General features: G+C 40.9%; 18 protein-coding genes and 1 riboswitch. Of the genes, 17 read left to right on the top strand and 1 reads right to left on the bottom strand.

Annotated elements, in window-relative coordinates:
- Positions 1-7: 7 nt before the first annotated feature.
- The 3 genes from V1500_RS11040 (at position 8) to V1500_RS11050 (ending at position 3,809) form a co-directional block, all read left to right on the top strand.
- Positions 8-1,096, top strand: coding sequence for a GGDEF domain-containing protein (locus V1500_RS11040; RefSeq protein WP_409305591.1), 1,089 nt, complete (start codon positions 8-10; stop codon positions 1,094-1,096).
- A gap of 903 nt (positions 1,097-1,999) precedes the next feature.
- Positions 2,000-2,078: riboswitch (glycine riboswitch) on the top strand.
- A gap of 87 nt (positions 2,079-2,165) precedes the next feature.
- Positions 2,166-2,438: an ACT domain-containing protein gene (locus V1500_RS11045; protein WP_409305592.1), complete on the top strand. Its 273-nt coding sequence runs from the start codon at positions 2,166-2,168 to the stop codon at positions 2,436-2,438.
- 9 nt (positions 2,439-2,447) lie between these two features.
- Positions 2,448-3,809: a PFL family protein gene (locus tag V1500_RS11050; RefSeq protein WP_409305593.1), complete on the top strand. Its 1,362-nt coding sequence runs from the start codon at positions 2,448-2,450 to the stop codon at positions 3,807-3,809.
- 244 nt (positions 3,810-4,053) lie between these two features.
- On the opposite strand, the gene V1500_RS11055 is transcribed toward V1500_RS11050, so the two are convergent.
- A complete protein-coding gene (locus V1500_RS11055; protein ID WP_409305594.1) occupies positions 4,054-4,770 on the bottom strand; it encodes a DUF5131 family protein in 717 nt (238 codons plus the stop codon).
- A gap of 1,777 nt (positions 4,771-6,547) precedes the next feature.
- Here V1500_RS11055 and V1500_RS11060 point away from each other — a divergent pair.
- The 14 genes from V1500_RS11060 (at position 6,548) to V1500_RS11125 (ending at position 22,473) form a co-directional block, all read left to right on the top strand.
- Positions 6,548-7,249: a hypothetical protein gene (locus V1500_RS11060; protein WP_409305595.1), complete on the top strand. Its 702-nt coding sequence runs from the start codon at positions 6,548-6,550 to the stop codon at positions 7,247-7,249.
- A 689-nt stretch (positions 7,250-7,938) separates the two neighbouring features.
- Positions 7,939-8,391: a chemotaxis protein CheX gene (locus V1500_RS11065; RefSeq protein ID WP_409305596.1), complete on the top strand. Its 453-nt coding sequence runs from the start codon at positions 7,939-7,941 to the stop codon at positions 8,389-8,391.
- A gap of 327 nt (positions 8,392-8,718) precedes the next feature.
- Positions 8,719-8,910, top strand: a complete 192-nt coding sequence (locus V1500_RS11070; RefSeq protein WP_409305597.1) for a hypothetical protein — start codon at positions 8,719-8,721, stop codon at positions 8,908-8,910.
- Between the two features lie 725 nt (positions 8,911-9,635).
- On the top strand, positions 9,636-10,406 hold the full coding sequence (locus V1500_RS11075) for a helix-turn-helix domain-containing protein (protein ID WP_409305598.1): 771 nt from the start codon (positions 9,636-9,638) through the stop codon (positions 10,404-10,406).
- Between the two features lie 18 nt (positions 10,407-10,424).
- Entirely contained in the window at positions 10,425-11,612 is a 1,188-nt protein-coding gene (locus tag V1500_RS11080) for an XdhC family protein (RefSeq protein ID WP_409305599.1), read from the top strand.
- Positions 11,613-11,615: 3 nt separating this feature from the next.
- Positions 11,616-14,030 carry a xanthine dehydrogenase family protein molybdopterin-binding subunit gene (locus tag V1500_RS11085; RefSeq protein WP_409305600.1) on the top strand — a complete coding sequence of 805 codons (2,415 nt, stop codon included), beginning with the start codon at positions 11,616-11,618 and terminating at the stop codon, positions 14,028-14,030.
- Between the two features lie 16 nt (positions 14,031-14,046).
- Positions 14,047-14,502, top strand: a complete 456-nt coding sequence (locus V1500_RS11090) for an SRPBCC family protein (RefSeq protein ID WP_409305601.1) — start codon at positions 14,047-14,049, stop codon at positions 14,500-14,502.
- A gap of 20 nt (positions 14,503-14,522) precedes the next feature.
- Complete coding sequence (locus V1500_RS11095) at positions 14,523-15,392, top strand: FAD binding domain-containing protein (RefSeq protein WP_409305602.1); 870 nt, start codon at positions 14,523-14,525, stop codon at positions 15,390-15,392.
- A gap of 5 nt (positions 15,393-15,397) precedes the next feature.
- Positions 15,398-15,880 carry a (2Fe-2S)-binding protein gene (locus V1500_RS11100; protein WP_409305603.1) on the top strand — a complete coding sequence of 161 codons (483 nt, stop codon included), beginning with the start codon at positions 15,398-15,400 and terminating at the stop codon, positions 15,878-15,880.
- Positions 15,881-15,895: 15 nt separating this feature from the next.
- A complete protein-coding gene (locus tag V1500_RS11105; RefSeq protein ID WP_409305604.1) occupies positions 15,896-17,455 on the top strand; it encodes an AMP-binding protein in 1,560 nt (519 codons plus the stop codon).
- Positions 17,456-17,474: 19 nt separating this feature from the next.
- A complete protein-coding gene (locus V1500_RS11110; RefSeq protein ID WP_409305605.1) occupies positions 17,475-18,263 on the top strand; it encodes an enoyl-CoA hydratase/isomerase family protein in 789 nt (262 codons plus the stop codon).
- Positions 18,264-18,399: 136 nt separating this feature from the next.
- Complete coding sequence (locus V1500_RS11115) at positions 18,400-19,743, top strand: MFS transporter (protein WP_409305606.1); 1,344 nt, start codon at positions 18,400-18,402, stop codon at positions 19,741-19,743.
- Between the two features lie 68 nt (positions 19,744-19,811).
- Positions 19,812-21,278, top strand: a complete 1,467-nt coding sequence (locus V1500_RS11120; RefSeq protein ID WP_409305607.1) for an aldehyde dehydrogenase family protein — start codon at positions 19,812-19,814, stop codon at positions 21,276-21,278.
- Between the two features lie 16 nt (positions 21,279-21,294).
- Positions 21,295-22,473 carry an iron-containing alcohol dehydrogenase family protein gene (locus tag V1500_RS11125; protein ID WP_409305608.1) on the top strand — a complete coding sequence of 393 codons (1,179 nt, stop codon included), beginning with the start codon at positions 21,295-21,297 and terminating at the stop codon, positions 22,471-22,473.

Consider the following 22,473-nt stretch of genomic DNA (forward strand, 5'->3'; position numbering starts at 1 on the left):
TCATTCCATGTTGGTTTTAGAAGACTTTTTTATAAATTTCTGCATTTTATGCACAGGCATTTTCCTGATCCATCATTATTTCCTGAAAACAACATTCCCTTCGAAGAATTCGCTTCGTTGCCGTATCAGGAAAGGGCTCTTTCACGGGACATTCGGGATTGTCCTTATGCATTTTGGCATTCAGTTGCAGGATGGAGTGCTGATTGACCTTAGAATCGTCCCCATCATGATCGCTGCAACTGTAGGCGGCAGGGCAGCTGGTTTTACGGCGACCGCGGTCATCCTCGCATTCAGGCTATCATTCTACCCCCTCTCGCTTGCATCCCTTAACAACATTTATGTGCTGGGATTATCTGCGTTGCTGTTTACCTTCATCAGCACGACTGACGTGAGCATGAAGCGGAAATGGAGGCGGATGCTGATTACGTTTATCCTCATTTTAGGTTCTACCTTTTTCGTGGTAATCCCGGAAATCAACACCGCGGTGATACTCTTTTTGCAGTATGCGATCGCAGTGGCTGTTGCTTCCTATGTGGCATTTAACCTTAAATTCTATCTATCGCGGAACGACGAGGACTATGCAAAATTCAAATGGGAATCGGAGAAAGACCCTTTGACAGGTTTAAACAACGTGCGTTCGTTCGAGCGAAAGATCCAGGAGCTGTATGGCCATTCAAAAGAACATCGGGGAAACTTGTCGCTGATGATGATCGATATCGACCATTTTAAGAAAATCAATGACACCTATGGGCATCCGGCCGGGGACAAGGTCATCCAAAAAGTGTCGAATATCCTGCTGCTTTCCGCTGGGTCGGATGCATTTGTTTCCCGTAATGGCGGGGAAGAATTCAGCATCCTGGTACCGGATTGCGATCGGCATAACATGTGGCTGATGGCAGAAACAATACGGAAGGCAGTGGCGGAGAGCCGGTTTAGAATCGGAAATGGGCATGACCTGCGTGTTACCGTCTCGATCGGCTTTGCATCCAAAAACGACAATGGCCCTGAAGCGGTGTCTGAACTCATAAACAGGGCAGACCGGGGTCTGTATAACTCCAAAAAATCGGGAAGAAACAAGGTCATGATGGCTTTATAAGGATTTGATAACTTACCTACCTGTCAGTTTTATACATGACAGGCTACCTTGTGATAAGCAATGTCATCAGTTTATGAAAATAGATACCGATTCCGTGCACCCCTGCAATGGCCTTTGTTTTTTCTGAAGAAAGTAATCGCTCTCCAGTTTTAGAGCAGAAAAATAAATTTGAAGAAATAGTTTCCTATTTCAAGAGTTTAATAATTAATGGGTGAACTAAACCCCAGTTAATTGACTTTAGGGGAAGTAGCCCCTGTACTTAAACTTATGGGTGGCAAGAGCTGATGATTCCGAGCTGCATTTTTTCTGCAGCTTTTTCTTATTGTGCTAACGGGGCAGTCTAGATTAATAACAGTTCTTCTGCTATTGGACAAAAATGGTAAAATCAAGGTGATTAGGGAGGAAAAGATAGGAGGGAATTATTAGGGATCTTTTTAAGTTTATTGGTTGTCTCAGCAAATTTTAACGGGGAAAGTGAGAACTGGATAGCTATATTAGATTTAGAAACTGAGAATGGTGAAAGTGAAATTAAAAATTTCGAATAAAAGTTTAAAGGAAAAGATATTAAGGATATAAAAAATCATGAATTTAAAATTAAAGCACCAAATTATTCTTGCGGTTGAAAAAAATTAGATGATGGAATGTCATCTAAGGGTTTAAGCGTGGTGATTATATACCAACCTAATAATATGCTTTTAATAAATATGTCCGCTTAGATGGCTGAAACATGCTGCAAATGCGACATTTCCCATGTTGTGTTGTTTTAAGTAGAAGAGTCATAATATTTACCCATCTGGTTCGGAAAAGTCATTGACCACTGTTTTGTGTACTGTTATAATTTCATTATTATTTTTATTTTTACCAATATAGCAGGCGATGATCGTTGTGGATAAAACTATAACGGGAGCAGCTTCTGGAGAGACCGCAGTTTTTGCGGCGCCGAAGGATTCACAATCTCAGGCAAAAGGACAGAAGAGTAACTTACTTTTATAGGTTATTCTGCTGCTTGTCCGAGATTGGAGACTACTCCAATCTCTTTTTTTTATACTAATTGTACGAGGTGAAGGACATGACGAAACGTGCGGTAGTAAGTGTGGTAGGAAAAGATCAGGTGGGCATTATTGCAAGAGTGACGACTGTATTGTCAGACAACGGAATCAATATTCTGGATATAAGCCAAACGATTTTGCAAGATTTTTTTACTATGATGATGATTGTTGATGTATCTGGATTCGAAAATTTGGAACTTTTGCAATTATTGCTTAATGATGCCGGAGATGAACTCTCTCTGAAAATTAATATACAGCTTGAAGAAATTTTTCAAGCCATGCATCGGGTATAGGAGGACAATATGCAAATAGGCATCGATGAAATGATGGAGACGGTTCGGATGATCCAGATGGAAAATCTGGACATTCGGACTGTGACAATGGGTATAAGCCTAAATGATTGTTCGGATAGCGACTTTGAGAAAATGAACAAAAAAGTGAATGACAAAATTATAAGCTATGCCGGCCGACTTAAAGAAGTAGCTGAGGACGTGGCAAGGGAGTATGGGATTCCAATCATTAATAAACGTATTTCCATCACACCGATCGCTGAAATACTAGGCAATGCTACAAAGGAGCAAGCGATCGAACTTGCTAAAACTCTTGATCAAGCTGCCGTAACGCTAGGTGTTGATTTTATCGGAGGATTTTCCGCTCTTGTACATAAAGGAATCACAAAAGGAGACCAAACCTTGCTTGATGCGTTGCCGGAGGCTTTAAGCGTAACCGAACGGGTATGTTCGTCGGTTTCAGTGGCAACTACAAGAACCGGCATTAATATGGACGCTGTGCGCCAAATGGGAGTGATTATCAAGGATGCTGCTGAAAGAACAAAGGACAAGGATGGAATGGCATGTGCCAAACTTGTCGTGTTCTGTAATCCAGTTGAGGATAATCCGTTTATGGCCGGAGCTTTCCATGGAGCAGGCGAAGGTGAGGTTGTCATCAATGTCGGCGTAAGTGGACCTGGAGTGGTATTAAGCGCATTGAAACGCCATCCTGACGCTGATCTGGGAGAAGTATCAGATGTTATTAAAAAAACCGCGTTTAAAATTACCCGAGCTGGTGAGCTAATTGGGCGGGTAGTGGCAGAACGGCTTGGTGTACCATTCGGGATCATGGATTTATCGCTTGCGCCAACCAATGCCATGAACGATAGTGTTGCTGAAATACTTGAAGAAATAGGATTAGAGCGGGTAGGGACCCATGGAACCATTGCCGCTCTTGCTCTTATGAACGATGCTGTGAAAAAGGGCGGCGCCATGGCAAGTTCCTATGTAGGCGGGCTTAGCGGCGCATTCATCCCGGTAAGTGAAGATAATGGCATGATTCGCGGTATCATCGATAAGGCCCTTACTCTTCCGAAATTGGAAGCCATGACATGTGTATGCTCAGTTGGTCTTGATATGATTGCAATATCCGGTGAAGTTACACCATCAACCATATCAGCACTCATTGCTGATGAGGCTGCAATCGGCATGATAAACAAAAAAACAACTGCTGTACGCGTCATTCCTGTTCCAGGTAAAAACGAAGGCGAGATGGTTGAATTTGGCGGTCTTCTTGGCCGTGCACCGGTAATGGGCGTAAATCCATATAGCTCTGAAAAATTAATAAGACGTGGAGGCCGTATTCCAGCACCGCTGCAAGCTCTCATTAATTGATGCTCTTTATATATTGTGGACTTGCCATATCGGCGAGTCCATTTTTATGTTAAATCTAAGTTGCTTTATCTATTGTTGTGTTAACGGGTATTGGATTCCGGTGGAATTGCTCCCGGTCATTTGTAAATGTAATTTTTATCCTTATAAAGGAGAAGATTCATTTAAGATTTTCAAGGAAGTTTAAGTCGTAAACACATCCCACCAATGATTGCCGTTCCACAAAAAAGAGCCTGCTGTGGCTCTATCAAACCGTTATTATTGGGTATTCATCATAAGTTCTGTCGTCGAGTATCCTACCGAAGCGATGTTTTTGGACGCCGCCCCACTGTTTAAAAAAGAAGGCTACATCTTCTTTTTCACACTTATCTCTTATATACCGTACCCAGTCAGCTTCTATGGGTCTTGCACCGGGTCCGGATTCTCCCCCGACAATAACCCAGTGAATTCCTTCTAAATCCAAATTAGTGAGGGGTCCAATCAGTGGCTCACAGGATAAAAACCGAATAAAAGCGGGAGTCTTTCGTAAATGATTAACCCTAAAGGTCACATCATCGTTTTCTACACTAGTGCCAGCCCAAATATTCGGTGCCCACGGTAAATTTGGAGATAACTTTAATAACCGTTCTGATCTTTTTGTTAAGAATTGATATGTATGCTGAGGGGTTCCTATCATGGTATTAAAAACCTTTTGAATAAATTCAAGGGGAACTTGTTTATGGAATAAATCTGACATCGAATTTACGAATACTTTTCTCGGTTTTCTCCATTTGTACGGGAGGTCAATTAAATCATAATGAAGAGTAACATTAAAACCATTTTTATAGCGTGGATTTCCCATAGCAACCAGTCTCTTTGCCATTCGTTCGGCGTAACAGTTTTTACAACCCTGTGATAACTTGTTACAACCTGTAACTGGATTCCAGGTTGCATCAGTCCACTCAATGCTGGAGTTACCTGCCATAATAATCCCTCCTTTCAATCATTATAACAGAAGACCACGGGACATTCTGTACCAGAAAAGATACTTTAATTCATTTTATAGAATATCTAGAAACCGCAAAAACCCCTCGCGAATTTTGTAAGAACACAATATGCTGCTGGGAGGTTCTTTTTCGAGATTTTGTGGATAGGTTAAAAACTGGAAAAACTTGAAAAGTATGTCTCTAAGGTAGATAAATACCCATGTCGGATAAGTAGATCATAAACATCTGCATAACTCCTCTCGATACTAGGAAACGAACGTAGTTAAAGAATTACATTTTCACTCTTACCAAACGAATCAGCTGAACTACTAACACAAAAAGTACTCAGCATTACTAAATGCATCATCACACTCTTCTATAGTAAAGACATTATCATACTAAGTCGTTAGTACTTGTTACGACGGAAGTGGTGGAAATAGTGAGGTTCGTAAAGATTGTCAGTGTTGAAGGAGTCTCGAGGCGTTAGCGACGAAATTCTTTTCCACGGACGTGTCCTCCATAGAAGTCTCTATCATAATCACGACCAAATTCGTTAAGTATAATTTCATCTCCTGAAAAATTTATAAATTCTGTTTATCTTCTGTTGATTGGACAAGTATATAGTTTAGAAATCCTTTTTTTTATTGAATCATTTTGGTTTTAATACTCCTGTAAGGTGGTTTCAAAGATTGTATTTCATATTTACTATTACTGTATTATGGAAGGACCAAATGCTCTCTAATAAAATGAATATATTATTGTATACGTTAGCAATGAAAATTTTTGTTCTGCGTTTCAGAGTTATAAAAGTGGTATTTTTATATATAGAATAGCATTGCGTCAAATAAAGATTTCGTACTATAATCCAAGTAAAGGACCTATTTGTTGTGTTTCTTATTTCCATTACTGGTCAATACTATATAACCACTATTTAAACAGCAGTATTCAAACCAGAAAGACAATCCCGCAACCATAAAGTGTTATAGCCTTCCACCCAGTATTAATAATATCTATTTTTAAGTAGTGAGAAGGATAAGGATCGAAAAGAACTTTTTGGTTACTACCTCCTATGATAAGCGGCTTCCTCGAATAGTTCGGCAGAGACTATCTTTTCTTCTTCTGAAATTATATCCAAATTCATTCATTGATATAAACTTCATTGAGTATGACGGTCTCTATCATATTAAAAATATGACCAGGAACTCCCTGGATATTACTCAGTATAAAGGTACGGTGAGCAGGAAAAATCTGTTTAGATAAACGCAGCTCGTTACCTTTGGGATTTACATTTGATTACATATCCAAAGGATAGGGGTTTCTAAAAACTTAATGCTTCCATCCTCTTATATTGTTATTTTTATTAGAAAATTGCTTCGTTTGTACATTCTTACCGAAGAGTTTCGTGTTTTAAGACTTCCTGTGCGCTATTCTTCTTTGCTGAAACTACTACAAACACACTGTTATTAAAATGATGTAAAACAGTAAATCTACTTACATTTTGGGTTCAAACGCTTGCCGTATTATATTGCATAGTAACTAACTGGTTTTTATTCTACTCATAAAATATACATACAAGGCTTATGAATATACCTGCATAACTAGGTATCTTTTATGTAGAATGAAAGTGATTTATATATGCTGAATTTTGTTTCCTTGAATAAGTTCACATCTTAGGAACATAGATTATGAGACAGTAGTTAAGATAATTTGAACAGTGTCTTTATGCAATAACCGTAAAAAGTCGTTCAAAATTACTTAATATTAGGAGAGAAAGTAATGACTGAATTCTTTGATGAAAGAAAAGCGATAGAGTTGGCGATAGCGGATTTGAAAGAACAAAATAGAAGAGATTATGAGCTGTATCTTGAGAGCAGGAATGTCCGTAACAAGGAAATTGCGGTTTATTTAGACCGTCTTCGTGAATTGGATGAACGAGATAAGGAATTGATCCTCCTTGCAAGGGGTATCCAGCATAAAAAGGCAGGTGATAGCTCTGCTCCACACTCCATAGAAGAATGGCTGATGCGTAAGGAATCAATGTTACAAGAGGCAGAGAAAAGGGAACAGGAAGCCGAAAAAAAGGTGCAGCAGGCTGAACAGCGTGAGAAGGAAACAGAAGAAAAGATCCGAAATTTGGAGGAATTTCATCAGCAATTGAAATTACAGGAAAAGCAGGATAGTGTCCAGGAAAATATAAGACAGGAAAACATAAGAAAACCGAAACGTATCAAAATAGTCCCGACAGAGCGTGTTGAGCCAATAGTGGTGGATTTCTTACAAGAAAGGGACAGGCAGTTAAAAGATATTCAAACGCATGTACAGGAAAAGACCGGGGGCTCTTGGGTAAATTTTGGTGAAGTAATGAAAAAGATCATGGGGCGCAATCCCAAAGTGAGGCGCAGTCACACAAGAGGACTCTATAGTCTGGACAAAAATGCTAATAATATTGATGACAATGAAGAAACATCAGAGGGATAGGTTTCTTTTTGAAAACGATAACCATAGTTGGCCACTTTTAGAAAAAATGAATGAACAGCAAGTACAGCATATAAATAACAAAAAACCGCGCTTTCTATTTTATGATCTGATCCCATTACCTTCCTTAGGTCGAGTATCCGGATCAGATTTACCACACTGTTCCTTAAATTTTTTCTCCGTATCTAATATCTCCACAGGAAATGAAATAGAATTACACCGGAATCACTCCCGGTTATCTATTGTGCAGCCATTCTTTATTCCTAATAATAGTATCTAATTCTGGGTAATTGAGGCGAATTCACTAAGTCAATTTGTGGTGTTGCCGTTTCCTGGCTAATATTTGCGTAGATGAATTTTTTGTTCGAATAATTAGCTTTCATGGCTGAATCACCATAAAACCTATGTGAATGTCTATTTTATGTGATTAAACGCGTTTTGACTTTTCCTACCATACTATGTTTATATGAATCTGTATATCGGAGGGGTAATCTTGACTTACGAACTGTATTAAAATGTAATTTTAATGAGTCTCTTTACACTGAATGTGTTGGCGGACTACTTTCGGATTAATAATTTGTATGGGTTTTTTGTGAAATATTTAACCAAACATTACTGATTTAATACATATCTATTCTTCAGATATTTCCAGCCTTTTACAATCAAAAAGACGCTAAAGAGGAGGAAGACAAATGTTAGCAACCGAAACACTTCACTTTACAGTACTGGCTGAGGCCATGCTTCAGTCCATAAGCAACGTTGTGCCTATCTCATTCGAAAAGAAGAGTGCTGGTGCCATAGAAGATCATTTGCATTTAGAGTTTGCTGTACTCATAGGCCTCACTGGAGAACTTAAAGGGAAATTTATATTCAAAGGGGAACCGGCTGTTTTTAGTGCCATTGGTGAATCCATGTTTGGTATGCCTCTTGAAGGGGAGATGTTAGTCTCGTTTGCGGGAGAGCTGGGAAATATGATTTGCGGTGGATTATGCACTAACGTTTCCCAAAATGGAATCATAATAGATATTACTTCTCCAACCATAGTGGAAGGTTTATCTAAGATATCCGGGATTAAAAAAGGGATGGAAATTGTAGTGGATTTTACAGGAAAAGGTCAATTGTCCTTAAATCTTTTATTGGATTAAAACTCTATCAGAATCCTTAGCATTAAACGTCCAAAGTAAAGGAAGTTATGATAATATTAATGTAAACCCTAGTAAAAAAATAAAGGTTAGAATGCCATCAACAATTGAGGTAAGAAATGAAGATTTATCGGTTAAAAAAGGATTATCGGGACCTATATAAAAGGGGAACTAAGTTCTTTCTTATATCGCATTCCGAATTCATTGGAGTTAAGGAGTTTGTATTACAATCGCAAGACTTGTTGGGCAAGATACATGTAAGTGATGAAGAACTAATAAGTTATTTCCTACCTTTGAACTAAAAACATTTCTTATACAGGAGAGTACATAATGAGAGAATTAATTTACAATTGTTTCATCGATGCCTTAGGAATGCCGCCGAATGACGAACAAATCGACTCTGTGATTGACAATATGCCAGCAGAACTGCGTACACTGGCAGAACAACTGGGCGAAAACGACGATGAAGTTAGAGAGAAAATTTATACCTGGGTGAATGAAAATATAAACGATTACTTATAAAACCGGAGTTATAATACACTGCAGGAGGGTGGTTCCTTGCAGTTAATGTTACATAAGAAATTTGAAATGTGAATATCTAGATTTATTAGTCCTCGATATACATAATCGGGGACTATTTTTTTTGACAAGAATTAAATGAAATTTTAAGTATTTGTTATCGTAATAACGCCTTTGCAGAAAAGGGTATTTTTTATATTTAACGAAATTTATATGAGACAAAATTCTATGAATGGGATTGGAGTGTTTTATGTTCTTCCCGAGTTCTGGATTTGTAACAATTAATGGATTGAAAGCCCGACTATGATCCCAATATTGCGTTGCAATTTTAGCATACCTAGGATTTAAACCTTTGGGTCCATTGGGAAGTCATTTAAGCGTAAATATTACTCATTTAGATGGGAATTAACAGACGTGCTCCCGCTGGATCTAAAGCAAAACAATGATAACGATCCCAATAAGGGTCATGCTCCAGCGCCTAGTACGGAAGTACAAATCTCTATTATTGAGGATTTCAAAAGTGACAGGAAAATACAGGAGTGCAAACATTAAAAAGAACTAATATTTAAAAGTTAAAAAGCAAAAATTTAAAACTGGATGGGAAAAACATAAAATAGTATAAGAATAATCGGAATACTTTTAAAAAATAAAAAATCAAACATTACAAAACAAGAAATTGTAAATGTCACTAAAAATTTTATTATAAGATGCAGATAGGAGGAGAATCATTGGCTGAGTTGCTTATCGTGGATAACGATTTAATGGCTAGGAAAGAGATATGTTCCATTGTTCAGGAAAGTAAATATCATTTTCTATCCATTTACGAATCAAGTACAGTGAAAAGAGGGTTATTGCTTCTAAAGCAAAGCCAGCCAAGCGCCCTCATCATTGATTTGTCCTTGCCGGATATGGATGGTATTCAATTTGGGAGAACAGCGCTGCAATTGTACCCCACTTTACCAATCATTGTAATTACTCAGTTAAAAATGTTTGAACTGATTCAACAGGCAATGAACGCTGGTTTTGCTTCCTTTCTATTGAAACCGCTTTCTAAAACGGAACTTATTGATACATTTGATAGAGTTCTTGCCCCAGAAATCAGTTCTCAGGTACATTATGGAATCAACAATATGTCAGGACAGTTTATAACGGACTTAAAAAATCCAATCGAGAGTGCCATCCAATATATTCAATTAAACTATGGAGATCCCTTAACGTTAAAGGAGATATCCAACAAGGTTTATCTTAGCCCCTCCTATTTCAGCAGACTATTTAAGGAAGACACTGGAATGACATTTGTAGAATACGTAACTTTTGTAAGAGTTCAAAAAGCAAAAGGTATGCTTCGCTTATCGTCATTGCCAATTGAAGTAATTGCGAATAATACAGGATTTGCTAACTCGAGCTATTTTGCAACCGCTTTCAAAAAGTTGGTAGGAAAAACACCTACCGAATACCGAGAGCAGTTTCTTTGGGAGCCCGGTATAGCCGTAAACTAGCCAGATGGAGGTGATACTATGATCGCCATTAATCAAGAATTGCAGAGATGTAAATGTAAAGGCTATAGAGGCGTCATCGGAACAATCATTTCAACGGAAGGTTCAACATATCAAAAAGCAGGTGCCAAATGCTTTATAAGTGAGGATGGGCATTTAACAGGTTTAGTTAGCGGCGGCTGTGTAGAAGGCGATTTGAAAGAGTACGTGCATGAAATCATTGCAACAGGCCTTCCAAGGATTGTACATTATGATTTTAAAGATGATGGAGATATTGTATGGGGATTGGGTCTAGGATGCAATGGTAAAATGAATATTTTCCTGGAGCCTTATCGGCCAGGACAAAATCCCGAAAATACAGCCATGATTGATGCCTTTTTTTCTTCGATGCTTACAAAACCCTTGCATAGAATCACTATAGTCGATAGTAATGACACTTCCATATTGGGAAAGACGTGGCTCGTCGACCCTGCTTCAAAAGAATACCCTAAGATTCCCAACAATGAAATCCTGCAAGATTATATGGTTAACCGGCATACAAAAAAGAATGGTCTGTCCTATATTGGGGGGAATTTAAATCTATCAATCTTTTACGAGTTTACTACCCCTCCTCCTAATCTGATTATCTTTGGTGCCGGCCCAGATGCCATTCCATTAGTACGTATGGCGAAAACGTTAAATTGGCCTATAACCGTACTGGATTATAGAACAGCCTTGGCTTCAAAGCAAAATTTCCCTGATGCTGATGAAATCATAGTCTATCCTGCTGGCAACGTACCTGAAATCACCATCAACCAAAATTCATATGTCATTTTAATGACACATAATTTTATGCAAGATCAAATTATTTTAGAGTACTTGCTGAGAACGGATCCGGCATATTTGGGGGTTTTGGGCCCAAGAAAAAGGACAGAAGAATTAATCAATAGTAGTGATATTGATAGTGATCATCCAAAACTTTCTACTATTCATAGTCCTGTTGGCTTGGATCTGGGTTCCAAAACACCTGAAGAAATCGCGTTAAGTATTCTCGCAGAAATCATGGTTACTTATCGAGGAGGAACCGGATCCAGGCTTAGCGAGGTAAAAGGGGAATTAATATTCCCGCATCACAAGGCGAGTCCAGAATCCTATATGGAAAAGGATATGACTCCTAATATTGATAGAAAATCAGATTTTCAACAATTGCTTCGGGAGGAGGTCTACTAAAGGATGAAAAATACTATTGGTAGCTCGGTAACTCGTGTAGAAGATGCAAGGTTGCTCACCGGACAAGGACAGTATATTGACGATGTTGGAACTCCGCGAAATACCGCACATGCTGCCATTGTTCGCAGCACATATCCGCATGCCATTATAAAGTCTATTAATGTTTCGGAAGCTTTATTGGTCCCGGGTGTAAAAGGAGTTATAACCGGCAAAGATATACAGCCCTTTCTAAATCCTTTCAGTGTTGGTGTCAGTGCTCCGGTCAAGTATTATCCGATTGCTATTGATAAAGTCCGATATGTTGGAGAACCCGTTGCTGTAGTGATTGCAAAGGATCGGTATATTGCTGAAGATGCGGCGGAGCTTGTCAAGGTCAAGTACGAAATGTTATCGCCAATCGTGGATATAGAAAAGGCGATGCAAGAGGATGCACCTATTCTCCATGAAAATGTAGGTTCAAATATCGCCAACCATCGTTCCTTTCATTATGGAGAGGTAACAAAGGCGTTCGCTGAGGCGGACCAAATCATTAAGCATAAGTTTCATTTTCCGAAATACTCAGCTACACCTGTCGAAACCTATGGAATCATTGCGCAATACGAGAATAGTACGGATAAATATACTATTCATGCAAACTTTCATGGTCCATTTATCATTCAATCAGTTATGGCGGGAGCTTTAAAAATTCCGAGCAACAAACTCAGGATCATTGTTCCGAAGGATATTGGAGGCAGCTATGGAATAAAGGCAGGTACTTTTCCATATATGGTTCTGCTGGCCGTAGCAAGCCGGATACTTGGCTGCCCTGTGAAATGGATAGAGGACAGGCAGGAGCATCTGGCTGCAAGCTCCAGTGGTACAGACAGGGTCACTTACATTGAAGCTGCTGTAAGGCAGGACGGAAAAGTTCTCGGGCTTAAAATGAAAATGATAGATAATGTTGGTGCATATATCCGTGCCCCTGAACCTGCCTGCCTTTACAGGACACATGCAAATACGACAGGAGCCTATGATGTTCCGAACCTGCAGATTGACGGATACGTTGTGATGACAAATAAATTACCTACGGGCCTGATTAGAGGATACGGTGGACAGGAGCTGTACTTTCCATTGGAACGCATCATGCAGATGGTGGCATTCAAACTGGGTTTAGATCCGGCAGAGGTCATTGAAAAGAATCTGATAAAATCCGATCAATTCCCATATAAAACTGCATCCGGGGGAATTTACGACAGCGGGAATTACGAGAAGGCCTTCCAACTTGCACTTGATACAGGACAGTATAAGGAATTCAGGTTAAAGCAGGCCGAAGCCAGAAGCAAGGGCAAGATTTTTGGAGTCGGACTGGCATGTATCGTTGAACCTTCTGGATCGAATATGGGCTATATCACTATTGCTCTAACCCCTGAGGAAAGGGCGGGGTCGTTACCGAAATCCGGTTGCACAGAAGCAGCAACCGTTTCGATGGATCCCATGGGTTGCGTCAATGTGAGAATCAGTACTGCGCCTACAGGGCAGGGTCATGAAACAGTTGCAGCCCAGATAGTAGCGGATGTACTTCAGATTCCGGCTGATCAAATCAATGTAGTGGCTGAACTTGATACTTCGACCAGTCCATGGTCCATTGCATCCGGCAGTTATTCCAGCAGGTTTGCGTCATTGGGGTCGAGCGCCGTTTATCTAGCAGCCCAAAAGGTTAGGAAGAAAATATTGCAAATTGGGGCACACCACCTCAAAGTACCCGAAGAAGACCTCATACTAGAGAATGGGTCCATTATATCAAAAAAGTATCCTTCTAAGAAATGGACACTGAAGAGGGCTGCAGGTTCAGCCCATTGGAATCCATTATCCCTTCCTGAAGGAATGCAGCCTGGGATATATGAAACATATTATTATACCGCTAAAATAGCTGAGCCACCAGATGAAAATGAATTGATCAATTCCTCCATCACATATGGTTTCGTCGCAGATTTAGTGACTGTTGAAATCGATCCGGACACCGGTGAAGTGACGATTCTTGACTATGTGACCATCCATGATGCAGGTAAATTATTGAACCCAATGATTGTAGATGGACAAATATTCGGCGGACTAGTGCATGGACTTGGAGGAGCATTATACGAAGAACTGGCCTATGATGAAAAAGGCCAATTTTTGACAGGTTCCTTTATGGATTATCTTTGTCCTACGGCACCGGAAATTCCGAATATCACCATTAAACATATTGAAACCCCGTCACCGGTTACACCACTTGGAGCGAAGGGACTCGGTGAAGGAAATACCATGAGTGCTCCCGCAGCCATTGCCAATGCAGTAAGTGACGCGTTAAAACCTTATGGGGTTACGATTGATACCTTGCCTTTAAGCCCTGATAAGATTTGGAAATTACTTTCCGAACAAAAAGTGACCAATACTTAAAAGAGGTGACAGGAAAATGAATGGACAGGGAACGTTAAAATTGGAAGCGGGTATCGAAGAGGCCTGGGAAGTGTTGCTCGACCCGAGTGTACTGGAAAGATGTATCATGGGCTGCAAAAAGCTGGAACTACAATCTGAGAATAAGTATGATGCCGAGCTTTCGATTGGAATTGCAGCTGTCAAGGGAAAATATGAATCTACCATCGAGATTGCCGATATCGAAAAACCGAAACATTACAAACTGATCGTCAAAGGTGAAGGCGGCCCAGGAAATGTCGAAGCTACCGGGTTTATCGATCTTAGCCCGATAGACGAGAATACCACTGAATTAGCTTATACTTACGAGGCTGACGTAGGAGGAAAGGTAGCAATGATTGGCCAGCGGATGCTGGGTGGCGTGGCCAAATTGATCATACAGGATTTTTTCAAGAAACTGGCTAAAGAGTTAAAAAGAATTGAATCAAATGCGTAGAGCAGGAAGGGGGATAGAGCATGAAACCGGCAAAATTCGATTATCATTGTCCCAAAACAGTGGAATCCGCCCTTTCTTTGCTGGAAGAATCAGGGCTTGATGGGAAAATCATTGCGGGAGGACAAAGTCTGGTTCCCATCATGAATATGAGACTGTCTGCACCTGATTGTCTTATAGATATCAACCGTTTAACTGATCTGGATTTCATAGATTTTGATGATGATAAAGTGAAGATAGGAGCATTAACCCGACAAAGCAGTGTGGAATCCTCTGCTATTGTTAAAGGGAAAATTGGGCTGATAAGTGAAGCAGTCCCGTTAATTGGCCATGTCCAAACAAGAAATAGGGGCACTTTTGGAGGCAGCCTTGTACATGCCGATCCCACTGCAGAGATACCCCTTTCTTTAATTGCTACTGGAGGCTCATTACTGATTGCCTCTAAGGAAGAGACAAGAGAGGTTGCAGTAGAGGATTTTTTCGTAACCTACTTGACCACAGATATCATGCCCAATGAAATGCTCACGGAAGTCCATATACCAATTTGGGAGAGCAGGACCGGATATTCTTTTCAAGAAATATCACGCAGACACGGCGACTTCGCTTTGGTTGCCTCTGCCTGTCAGCTAGCGCTGGATGAATACGGTAGAATATCCAACGTAAGACTTGCTCTTGGCGGAGTGGAAGCAGTCCCTCTATTGGTGGAGGAAGCAAACCAAATCATGACCGGAGAAAAGCTGTCAGATTCGTTGCTGAATAAGGTAGTTGAAATTGTTGCAGCGACAGTTGACCCAGAGTCTGACCTGCATGCTTCAGCAGATTACCGGCGACATCTGGCCACGGTATTGACAAAACGAACCTTACAATCAGCTTACACAAGGGCAAGGGGGTGAACAGATTGGGACTGCATCAGGTAAGGGTTACGATAAATGGTACACCGTTCGTGGAAGAAGTGGAATCAAGAATGCTATTGAGTGATTTCATCCGTGAAAAATGTGGTCTTACAGGAACGCATATAGGCTGCGAGCATGGTGTATGCGGTTCATGTACCGTCATTGTCAATGGAACGGCTGTCCGCAGCTGTCTAATGTTTGCTGTGCAAGCAGAAGGACTTGAAATCCAGACCGTTGAAGGCCTTAGTGATAACGGGGAACTGAATCTGCTTCAGCAAAACTTCAAGGAATGCCACGGATTACAATGTGGTTTTTGTACTCCGGGAATTTTAATGTCAACCACTGACTACTTGACCAAAAATCCAGATCCATCCACCAAAGAATTGAAAGAAATGCTATCTGGCCACCTGTGCAGGTGTACAGGTTATGACGGTATTTTAAAAGCTATTGCAAAAACCATTGAAGATAATAAACAGAAGATCGGTTAGAGGGGAGTTGAATATATGAACCTATCAACCATGTTTGAGTTTGCTGTGGAACGATATCCACACCGCTTAGCGATAGTGGAAGGCACAAAAAGATATACGTATAACCAATTGAATAAAGAAATCAATAAGGTTGCGGCATCCCTTCAGCAAATGGGCATCAATCAGCACGACAGAGTAATCATTGTCCTGAAGAACCGCCTGGAAAACATTATTCTCTACTGGGCGATCCAAAAGCTTGGGGCAGTTTATACTCCTATCAATCATAGGCTATCTGCTAAAGAAGTAGAGTATTGTGTTAACGATGCAGAATCGAAAGCGGTTGTTTATGAATGCTCCAGCCAGGATGCTGTCCTGAATGCAGCTTTTGAAGAATACCCAATTCTAATCGGCTTAGGAGATGTCGATGGTGCGGATATTCACTACGAAGAACTTGTGAATAGAAGTCCGGGCAGCTTTAATAAACCTGTGATTCATGAAGATGATATCGCATTGATGCTTTATACATCCGGAACCACCGGGATGCCAAAGGGCGTACCAAGAAGTCATAAAAATGAATATTCGGCAGCCATTGCCCACATCATCCAAAATCAATATACAGACGGCGAAAGTACGTTAGGTACCATGCCCTTATATCATACGATGGGTATGCGTTCTTTACTTTCTATATCTTTCTTGAATGGAAAATATGTAGTTTTACCGGACTTTGATGCCAAAGATGCACTGGATTTATTGAGTACTGAAGAAATCACATCTCTATATTTAGTACCCACACTTTTTCATGATATTTTAACCCACAAAGATTTTCCAAGCTATCGGTTAGATAAACTTGAAAAAATCGGATATGCAGGCGCCTCGATGACTACCGCGCTTACTGAGAAATGTGTGGCCTTGTTAAACCCGAAAGTATTTGTAAATCATTATGGCAGCACTGAAATTTACACATTCACAATATGTCCATATGTGCAGAAAAAACCAGGATGCGCCGGCAAACCAGGCTTAAACCAAAACGTCCGCCTTGTGAAAGCCGATGCCGACGGGAATTCTCTGCCGCAGGATATAATCGGAAAGGGGGAGGTAGGGGAAATAATCATAAATCTCGAATCGAACGAAGCATTTAAGGGTTACTGGAATAAGCCAGAGGCAACCAAGAAAGCTATCCGAGAAGGCTGGTACTTTACCGGGGACTTAGGAATTCTGGATGAAGAGGGAGATCTATATGTCGTCGGAAGAGTGGATGACATGATTATTTCAGGAGGAGAAAATATTCATCCCCTTGAAGTCGAGGATGTTCTTTCCAAGCATCCTAAAGTCTCAGAGGTCGCTGTTGTAGGTGAGGATGATGACCGTTGGGGACAAATTGTCTCTGCATTTATCGTACCTGCTGACCCCAGCATCACTGTCCAAGAACTTGATGAATATTGTAAAAGCGATCCAAAGTTGTCCAATTTTAAACGTCCGCGAAATTATGTATTTTTAAAACGGATTCCAAAAAGTCCGGTTGGAAAAATCCTTCGCCGAAAAATAAGAGAACGAGAATTTGAGTTATATTTTAATGAAAATAAAATCGTAGGATAATTGAAAGGGGAATTTACTAATGGAAACAGCAACAAAATACGATCATATCAGAGTGGAAAAAGACAGTGAAAAACAAATTGCGACCATTGTATTTGACCGTCCGGAAAAAATGAATTATATCAGCATGACGGCCCGCAGCCAGTTCTCGGAGATTTTTGATGGATTAAATAAGGATGAAAATGTAAGGGTTATCATTATTAAAGGAGAAGGAGATAAAGCGTTTAGCGCCGGTGGCAGCATCCCGCAATTTATGGAAACACATCCAGAGGAGCTTTCCCGTTTAAGAATCAATGTTGCAGCTCCAGAAAGGTCACCAAAGCCTGTCATTGCACAGCTTCAGGGTTATACTTTCGGAGTGGGGTTTGAAATCGCAATGGCATGTGATTTCAGGATTGCTGCAGATGATACGCTGTTGGGCCTTCCGGAAATGAATTTGGGCATGATTCCTGGAAGCGGAGGTACTCAGCGTGTAGCCAGAGCGGTGGGGCTGACTAGGGCCAAAGATATGATCATGAGGGCCAGGAGGATTCCTGCGGATGAAGGATATCAATGGGGATTGCTGACCAAGGTTGTGCCGAAGGAAGAATTGGAGTCGGAGGTTCTGAGTTTGGCGCAAGAATTGACCAGGTTTTCACCCTTAGCCCAGCGAGTTTGTAAGGAAGTATTAAATGCAGCGGAAGAAAGCCCATTAAGTGCCGGTTTGGAACTAGAAGGAAGGGCATATGGAATGCTTAGGGGCACCCATGATTTTAAAGAGGGTGTGGATGCATTCGCAGAAAAGCGCAAACCTAATTTTATTGGGAAATAACAACTAATATGACGATAATCCTCACAGAATAACTGTGGGGATTATATCGAACGGATAAACCTCCTGTAACTTTAAAAGACTGAATATTCTGAAAATAAAAGGTTTTCCATATTTATTAAATTAGGAGGAAAGACGTATGGCAAATTCGGCACAACCTGAAATTATTCCAAATCTTCCTGAACAGAAAGGAAATAACCGGCAATTGGCATCGGCCACTATGGCGTCATTATTGGGATGGTCGTTTGATCTATATGATCTTTTTATTCTCTTGTATGTTACACCTACGATTGGAGCATTATTTTTTCCTAGCAGCAATCCCACACTCTCCCTGGCTGCCGTATATGCTTCATTCGCTGTAACGCTGCTTATGAGGCCCCTCGGTTCAGCGATCTTTGGTTCCTACGCTGATAAAAACGGGAGAAAGAAAGCTATGACCGTTGCCATAGTTGGAGTAGGTATAAGTACCGCTGCATTTGGAGTATTGCCGACGGTTCCGCAAATAGGAATCTTTGCAACGATGATCTTTTTACTCCTGCGTCTTGTTCAAGGGGTATTTGTAGGAGGTGTTGTAGCCTCTACACACACAATCGGAACTGAGTCCGCACCACCTAGGATGAGAGGGCTTATGTCAGGGCTTATAGGTGGTGGAGGTGCAGGACTAGGAGCCTTGTTTGCCTCTATTTCATTCACAATCATTTCGGCTTTATTTCCAGGTGAGGCATTTAGTGAATGGGGATGGAGAGTGATGTTCTTCACTGGCATAATTGGCTCGATCGCAGGTCTATTTGTCTTCCGGACCCTGGATGAATCTCCTTTATGGAAGGAACTTCAAAAAGCGAAGAAAGAAAAAGCGCATCTTGAAACAATTGAGCAAAAACCCATTAAAACCTTATTCACTATATATTTACGTGTCCTATTGGTAAATCTGATGATCGTTATAGGTGGAGGATCTGGTTATTATCTCACTGCTGGATTTATTCCCACATTTTTAGATGTCATAAATGGCGTATCCCCGGCAACTAAATCTGGTATCCTGATCGCTTCCAGCATAATAACGATTATTTCCGCGCTGATAGTTGGACATTTAAGTGAAATGTTCGGGCGAAAAAAGACTTTTCTTGGAATCGGCCTATTAAATATCATAGGACTTCCATTCTTTTATCTTTTACTGGCCGATGCAACAACTACGTCATCGATTTATTTTTACACGCTCTGCGTAGTATTCCTGGGGAATGCTGCTTATGCTCCTGTGTTGATATTCTTGAATGAACGCTTTCCAACTTCCATTCGTTCCACTGGAACTGGACTTTCATGGAACATAGGATTTGCCGTTGGCGGTATGATGCCTACCTTTGTCACATTAGCCAGCGGTACCGTACAAAATATTCCACATACCCTCATGATATTCTTTATCGGAATTTATTTGGTTTATATTATTGGAAGCTTAATCATTCCGGAAACCAAAGGGAATCTGAAATAAATTTCATATATTGGAACAGCAAAATTTCAGTTTTTCCATCTGTATAATTAGCGATTAGGAGGAGAGATATGACAACGGCGATAGATAAAAAAACACCCGTTTATTACAACTATGTTGGTGGAGAATGGGTTGAATCTGTATCAAAAGAAAGAATGGAATCTTTTAATCCTGCAACGGGGGAACTGGTTAGTTATTCCCAGAAATCAGATTTGAACGATGTAAAGGAAACCATCCATTCTGTGCATCACAGTTATCAGCGGAGTGATTGGGCTGTAAATCCAAAGCGCCGTTATGAAGCGCTTCTTGGGTTGGCAAGAAAAATGACAGAAAAAATGGAACACTTGGCCCGAATCCTGACAATGGAACAAGGAAAAACCATTCGTGAATCACGAATCGAGATTTCAGGCTGTATAGATACCCTTAAATATTTTGCAGGTGCTGCCCGTACAGTTTGTGGGCGTTCCATTCAACTAGAGCCAAATAATTTCGGTGTCATTGTAAAAGAACCGATTGGCGTGGTAGGAATTATTTCCCCTTGGAACTGGCCGGCATTGCTAATGATACGAGAACTTGCTCCGGCTCTTGCGGCTGGTAATGGTGTAATTGTAAAACCTGCCAGTTTGACCCCATCAATCTCAGTAGAGATTTTTAAACTGATTGATGAGGTTACAGATTTTCCTAAAGGAATTGTAAGTATCATCACAGGACCAGGAAGCTTGATTGGAGCTGCAATGGCGAAGAGCGACAAAATCGATATGATCAGTTTCACTGGAGATACCTCTACTGGTAAAGCCATTATGGAAATGGGAGCAAGCAATATCAAAAAGCTCGCTTTAGAGCTGGGTGGCAAATCTCCAAATGTTGTGTTTCCTGATGCCAACTTGGATAAAGCTATCCCGGTCATAGGCAAATCTATTTTTATTTCAGCAGGACAAATTTGCATGGCAGGTTCAAGAGTACTGATCCATGAGTCAATAAAAGATGAGGTAGTAGCCCGTTTAAAACAATTTGCCGAAGGGCTGCGTGTTGAAAATGGTTTATTGGAAAGTGCCGATATGGGACCTCTTGTATCAAAGAGCCAGGTCGAAATCGTTCAGAACTTCTGTGAAATCGGCAGACAGGAAGGCAGGATCATTACAGGGGGCCGCCAGATAACAGGCGGACAATATGATAATGGGCATTACTTCAGTCCAACTATTATCGATGAGCTTCCAGCAAGCTGCAGGGTTGTAAAAGAAGAGATATTCGGACCAGTTCTTGCAGTCCAGACTTTTTCAAATGAACAAGAAGCACTTGAAATTGCAAATGACAGCGACTTTGGTTTATCTGCAGGTATCTGGACCAATAACTTAAACCGGGCTATGAAAATGACAAGAGGCATAAAAGCGGGTACCGTCTGGATCAATACGTATAACAAGAATTTTCCTGAAGCCGAATTTGGGGGCTACAAGCAAAGCGGTTTAGGAAGAACGAGAGGAATAGACGGATTGATGGAGTATTGCGAAACAAAACACGTTCACATAGAAACGGATTAACAAAGGAGGCCACTCAATGAGCATTAGCCGAATTTATAAGGCAGTCGAATCTGATTTTTCATTTCATTTGCCCACTCTAATTGAATTTGGATTGGGCAAGGCAGGGTTACTTGGGGCGAAGCTTCTGAATTTAGGCGTTAAGAATGTTTTTTTGGTTAGTGATAAAGGAGTAGAAGCTGCAGGACTTTTGCGTAAATTACAACAATCGCTAGACACCGCAAATATTCAATATACAACCTATTTAGAGGTGGTACCGGATCCAGGGCTTGAAATAATTGATAAGGGAGCAGCAGTTTTTACATCCGGTGCCTATGATTGCATTGTGGCAGTTGGAGGAGGGAGCGCGATTGATACGGCGAAAGGAATCCGCGTAATATCGAGCAATGGCGGGAGTATCGGGGACTTTGCAGGTGTCGATAAAGTTACAACAGCTCCCTTGGTACCACTGGTTGCTGTACCTACAACTTCAGGTACAGGCAGTGAAGTAACCATTTTTGGCGTTTATTCTGACTGGGTCAAAAATGTCAAGGTCACAGTCACTAGCCAGCATATGGCTCCAACCATGGCACTTGTTGACCCCGAGCTTACGATTAACTTGCCAAAAACCATGACAGCAGCCTCCGGCATAGATGCGCTCGCGCACGGTATAGAATCTTTCTTCTCTATCAAGTCCTGCCCTGCTTCTGCAGCACTGGCTCTGGAGGCGATAAAACTGGTTGGCGTCCATCTGCGCAGGTCGGTAGATCATGGCCAGGATATAGAAGCAAGGACTGGGATGTCGCAAGGAAGCCTGCTAGCAGGAATGGCTTTTAATAATAGATTCCTTGGCCTAGCCCATGCTATCGGAAGTGCCCTTTCAGGTCATTGCCACGTTCCGCATGGAGTTGCCATTGGATTATTGCTACCCCGCGTGGTGGAATTCAACTCCTCGTCACGGCCGGATAAAGCAGCAAAAATCGCACAACTGCTTGGAGTTAAGGAAAGCAATGAAGATCAGCTGGCAGCAGAGGCAGCAAATGCGGTGGGGAATCTGGTTAAAGATATTGGGCTCCCAACCCGGCTAAGGGATGCAAATGTAACAGAGGACAAGCTATGTCAAATTGCAAGGGATTCCTTCAAAAGTGGGATGATGAAATTTAATCCGAGACAACCGACTGAAATAGAAGTGTTAGAACTACTACAACGAATTTATTAA

It is taken from the genome of Peribacillus sedimenti, assembly GCF_046237635.1.
GTDB lineage: Bacteria > Bacillota > Bacilli > Bacillales > DSM-1321 > Peribacillus > Peribacillus sedimenti.

What these genes read in the sequence shown, in the direction of transcription:
- V1500_RS11120 (WP_409305607.1), top strand. Translation starts at nt 19,812, where the DNA reads ATGACAACGGCGATAGATAAAAAAACACCCGTTTATTACAACTATGTT.
- V1500_RS11095 (WP_409305602.1), top strand. Translation starts at nt 14,523, where the DNA reads ATGAAACCGGCAAAATTCGATTATCATTGTCCCAAAACAGTGGAATCC.
- V1500_RS11055 (WP_409305594.1), bottom strand. Translation starts at nt 4,770, where the DNA reads ATGGCAGGTAACTCCAGCATTGAGTGGACTGATGCAACCTGGAATCCA.
- V1500_RS11070 (WP_409305597.1), top strand. Translation starts at nt 8,719, where the DNA reads ATGAGAGAATTAATTTACAATTGTTTCATCGATGCCTTAGGAATGCCG.
- V1500_RS11085 (WP_409305600.1), top strand. Translation starts at nt 11,616, where the DNA reads ATGAAAAATACTATTGGTAGCTCGGTAACTCGTGTAGAAGATGCAAGG.
- V1500_RS11050 (WP_409305593.1), top strand. Translation starts at nt 2,448, where the DNA reads ATGCAAATAGGCATCGATGAAATGATGGAGACGGTTCGGATGATCCAG.
- V1500_RS11040 (WP_409305591.1), top strand. Translation starts at nt 8, where the DNA reads ATGTTGGTTTTAGAAGACTTTTTTATAAATTTCTGCATTTTATGCACA.
- V1500_RS11105 (WP_409305604.1), top strand. Translation starts at nt 15,896, where the DNA reads ATGAACCTATCAACCATGTTTGAGTTTGCTGTGGAACGATATCCACAC.
- V1500_RS11110 (WP_409305605.1), top strand. Translation starts at nt 17,475, where the DNA reads ATGGAAACAGCAACAAAATACGATCATATCAGAGTGGAAAAAGACAGT.
- V1500_RS11060 (WP_409305595.1), top strand. Translation starts at nt 6,548, where the DNA reads ATGACTGAATTCTTTGATGAAAGAAAAGCGATAGAGTTGGCGATAGCG.
- V1500_RS11115 (WP_409305606.1), top strand. Translation starts at nt 18,400, where the DNA reads ATGGCAAATTCGGCACAACCTGAAATTATTCCAAATCTTCCTGAACAG.
- V1500_RS11045 (WP_409305592.1), top strand. Translation starts at nt 2,166, where the DNA reads ATGACGAAACGTGCGGTAGTAAGTGTGGTAGGAAAAGATCAGGTGGGC.
- V1500_RS11065 (WP_409305596.1), top strand. Translation starts at nt 7,939, where the DNA reads ATGTTAGCAACCGAAACACTTCACTTTACAGTACTGGCTGAGGCCATG.
- V1500_RS11125 (WP_409305608.1), top strand. Translation starts at nt 21,295, where the DNA reads ATGAGCATTAGCCGAATTTATAAGGCAGTCGAATCTGATTTTTCATTT.
- V1500_RS11080 (WP_409305599.1), top strand. Translation starts at nt 10,425, where the DNA reads ATGATCGCCATTAATCAAGAATTGCAGAGATGTAAATGTAAAGGCTAT.
- V1500_RS11090 (WP_409305601.1), top strand. Translation starts at nt 14,047, where the DNA reads ATGAATGGACAGGGAACGTTAAAATTGGAAGCGGGTATCGAAGAGGCC.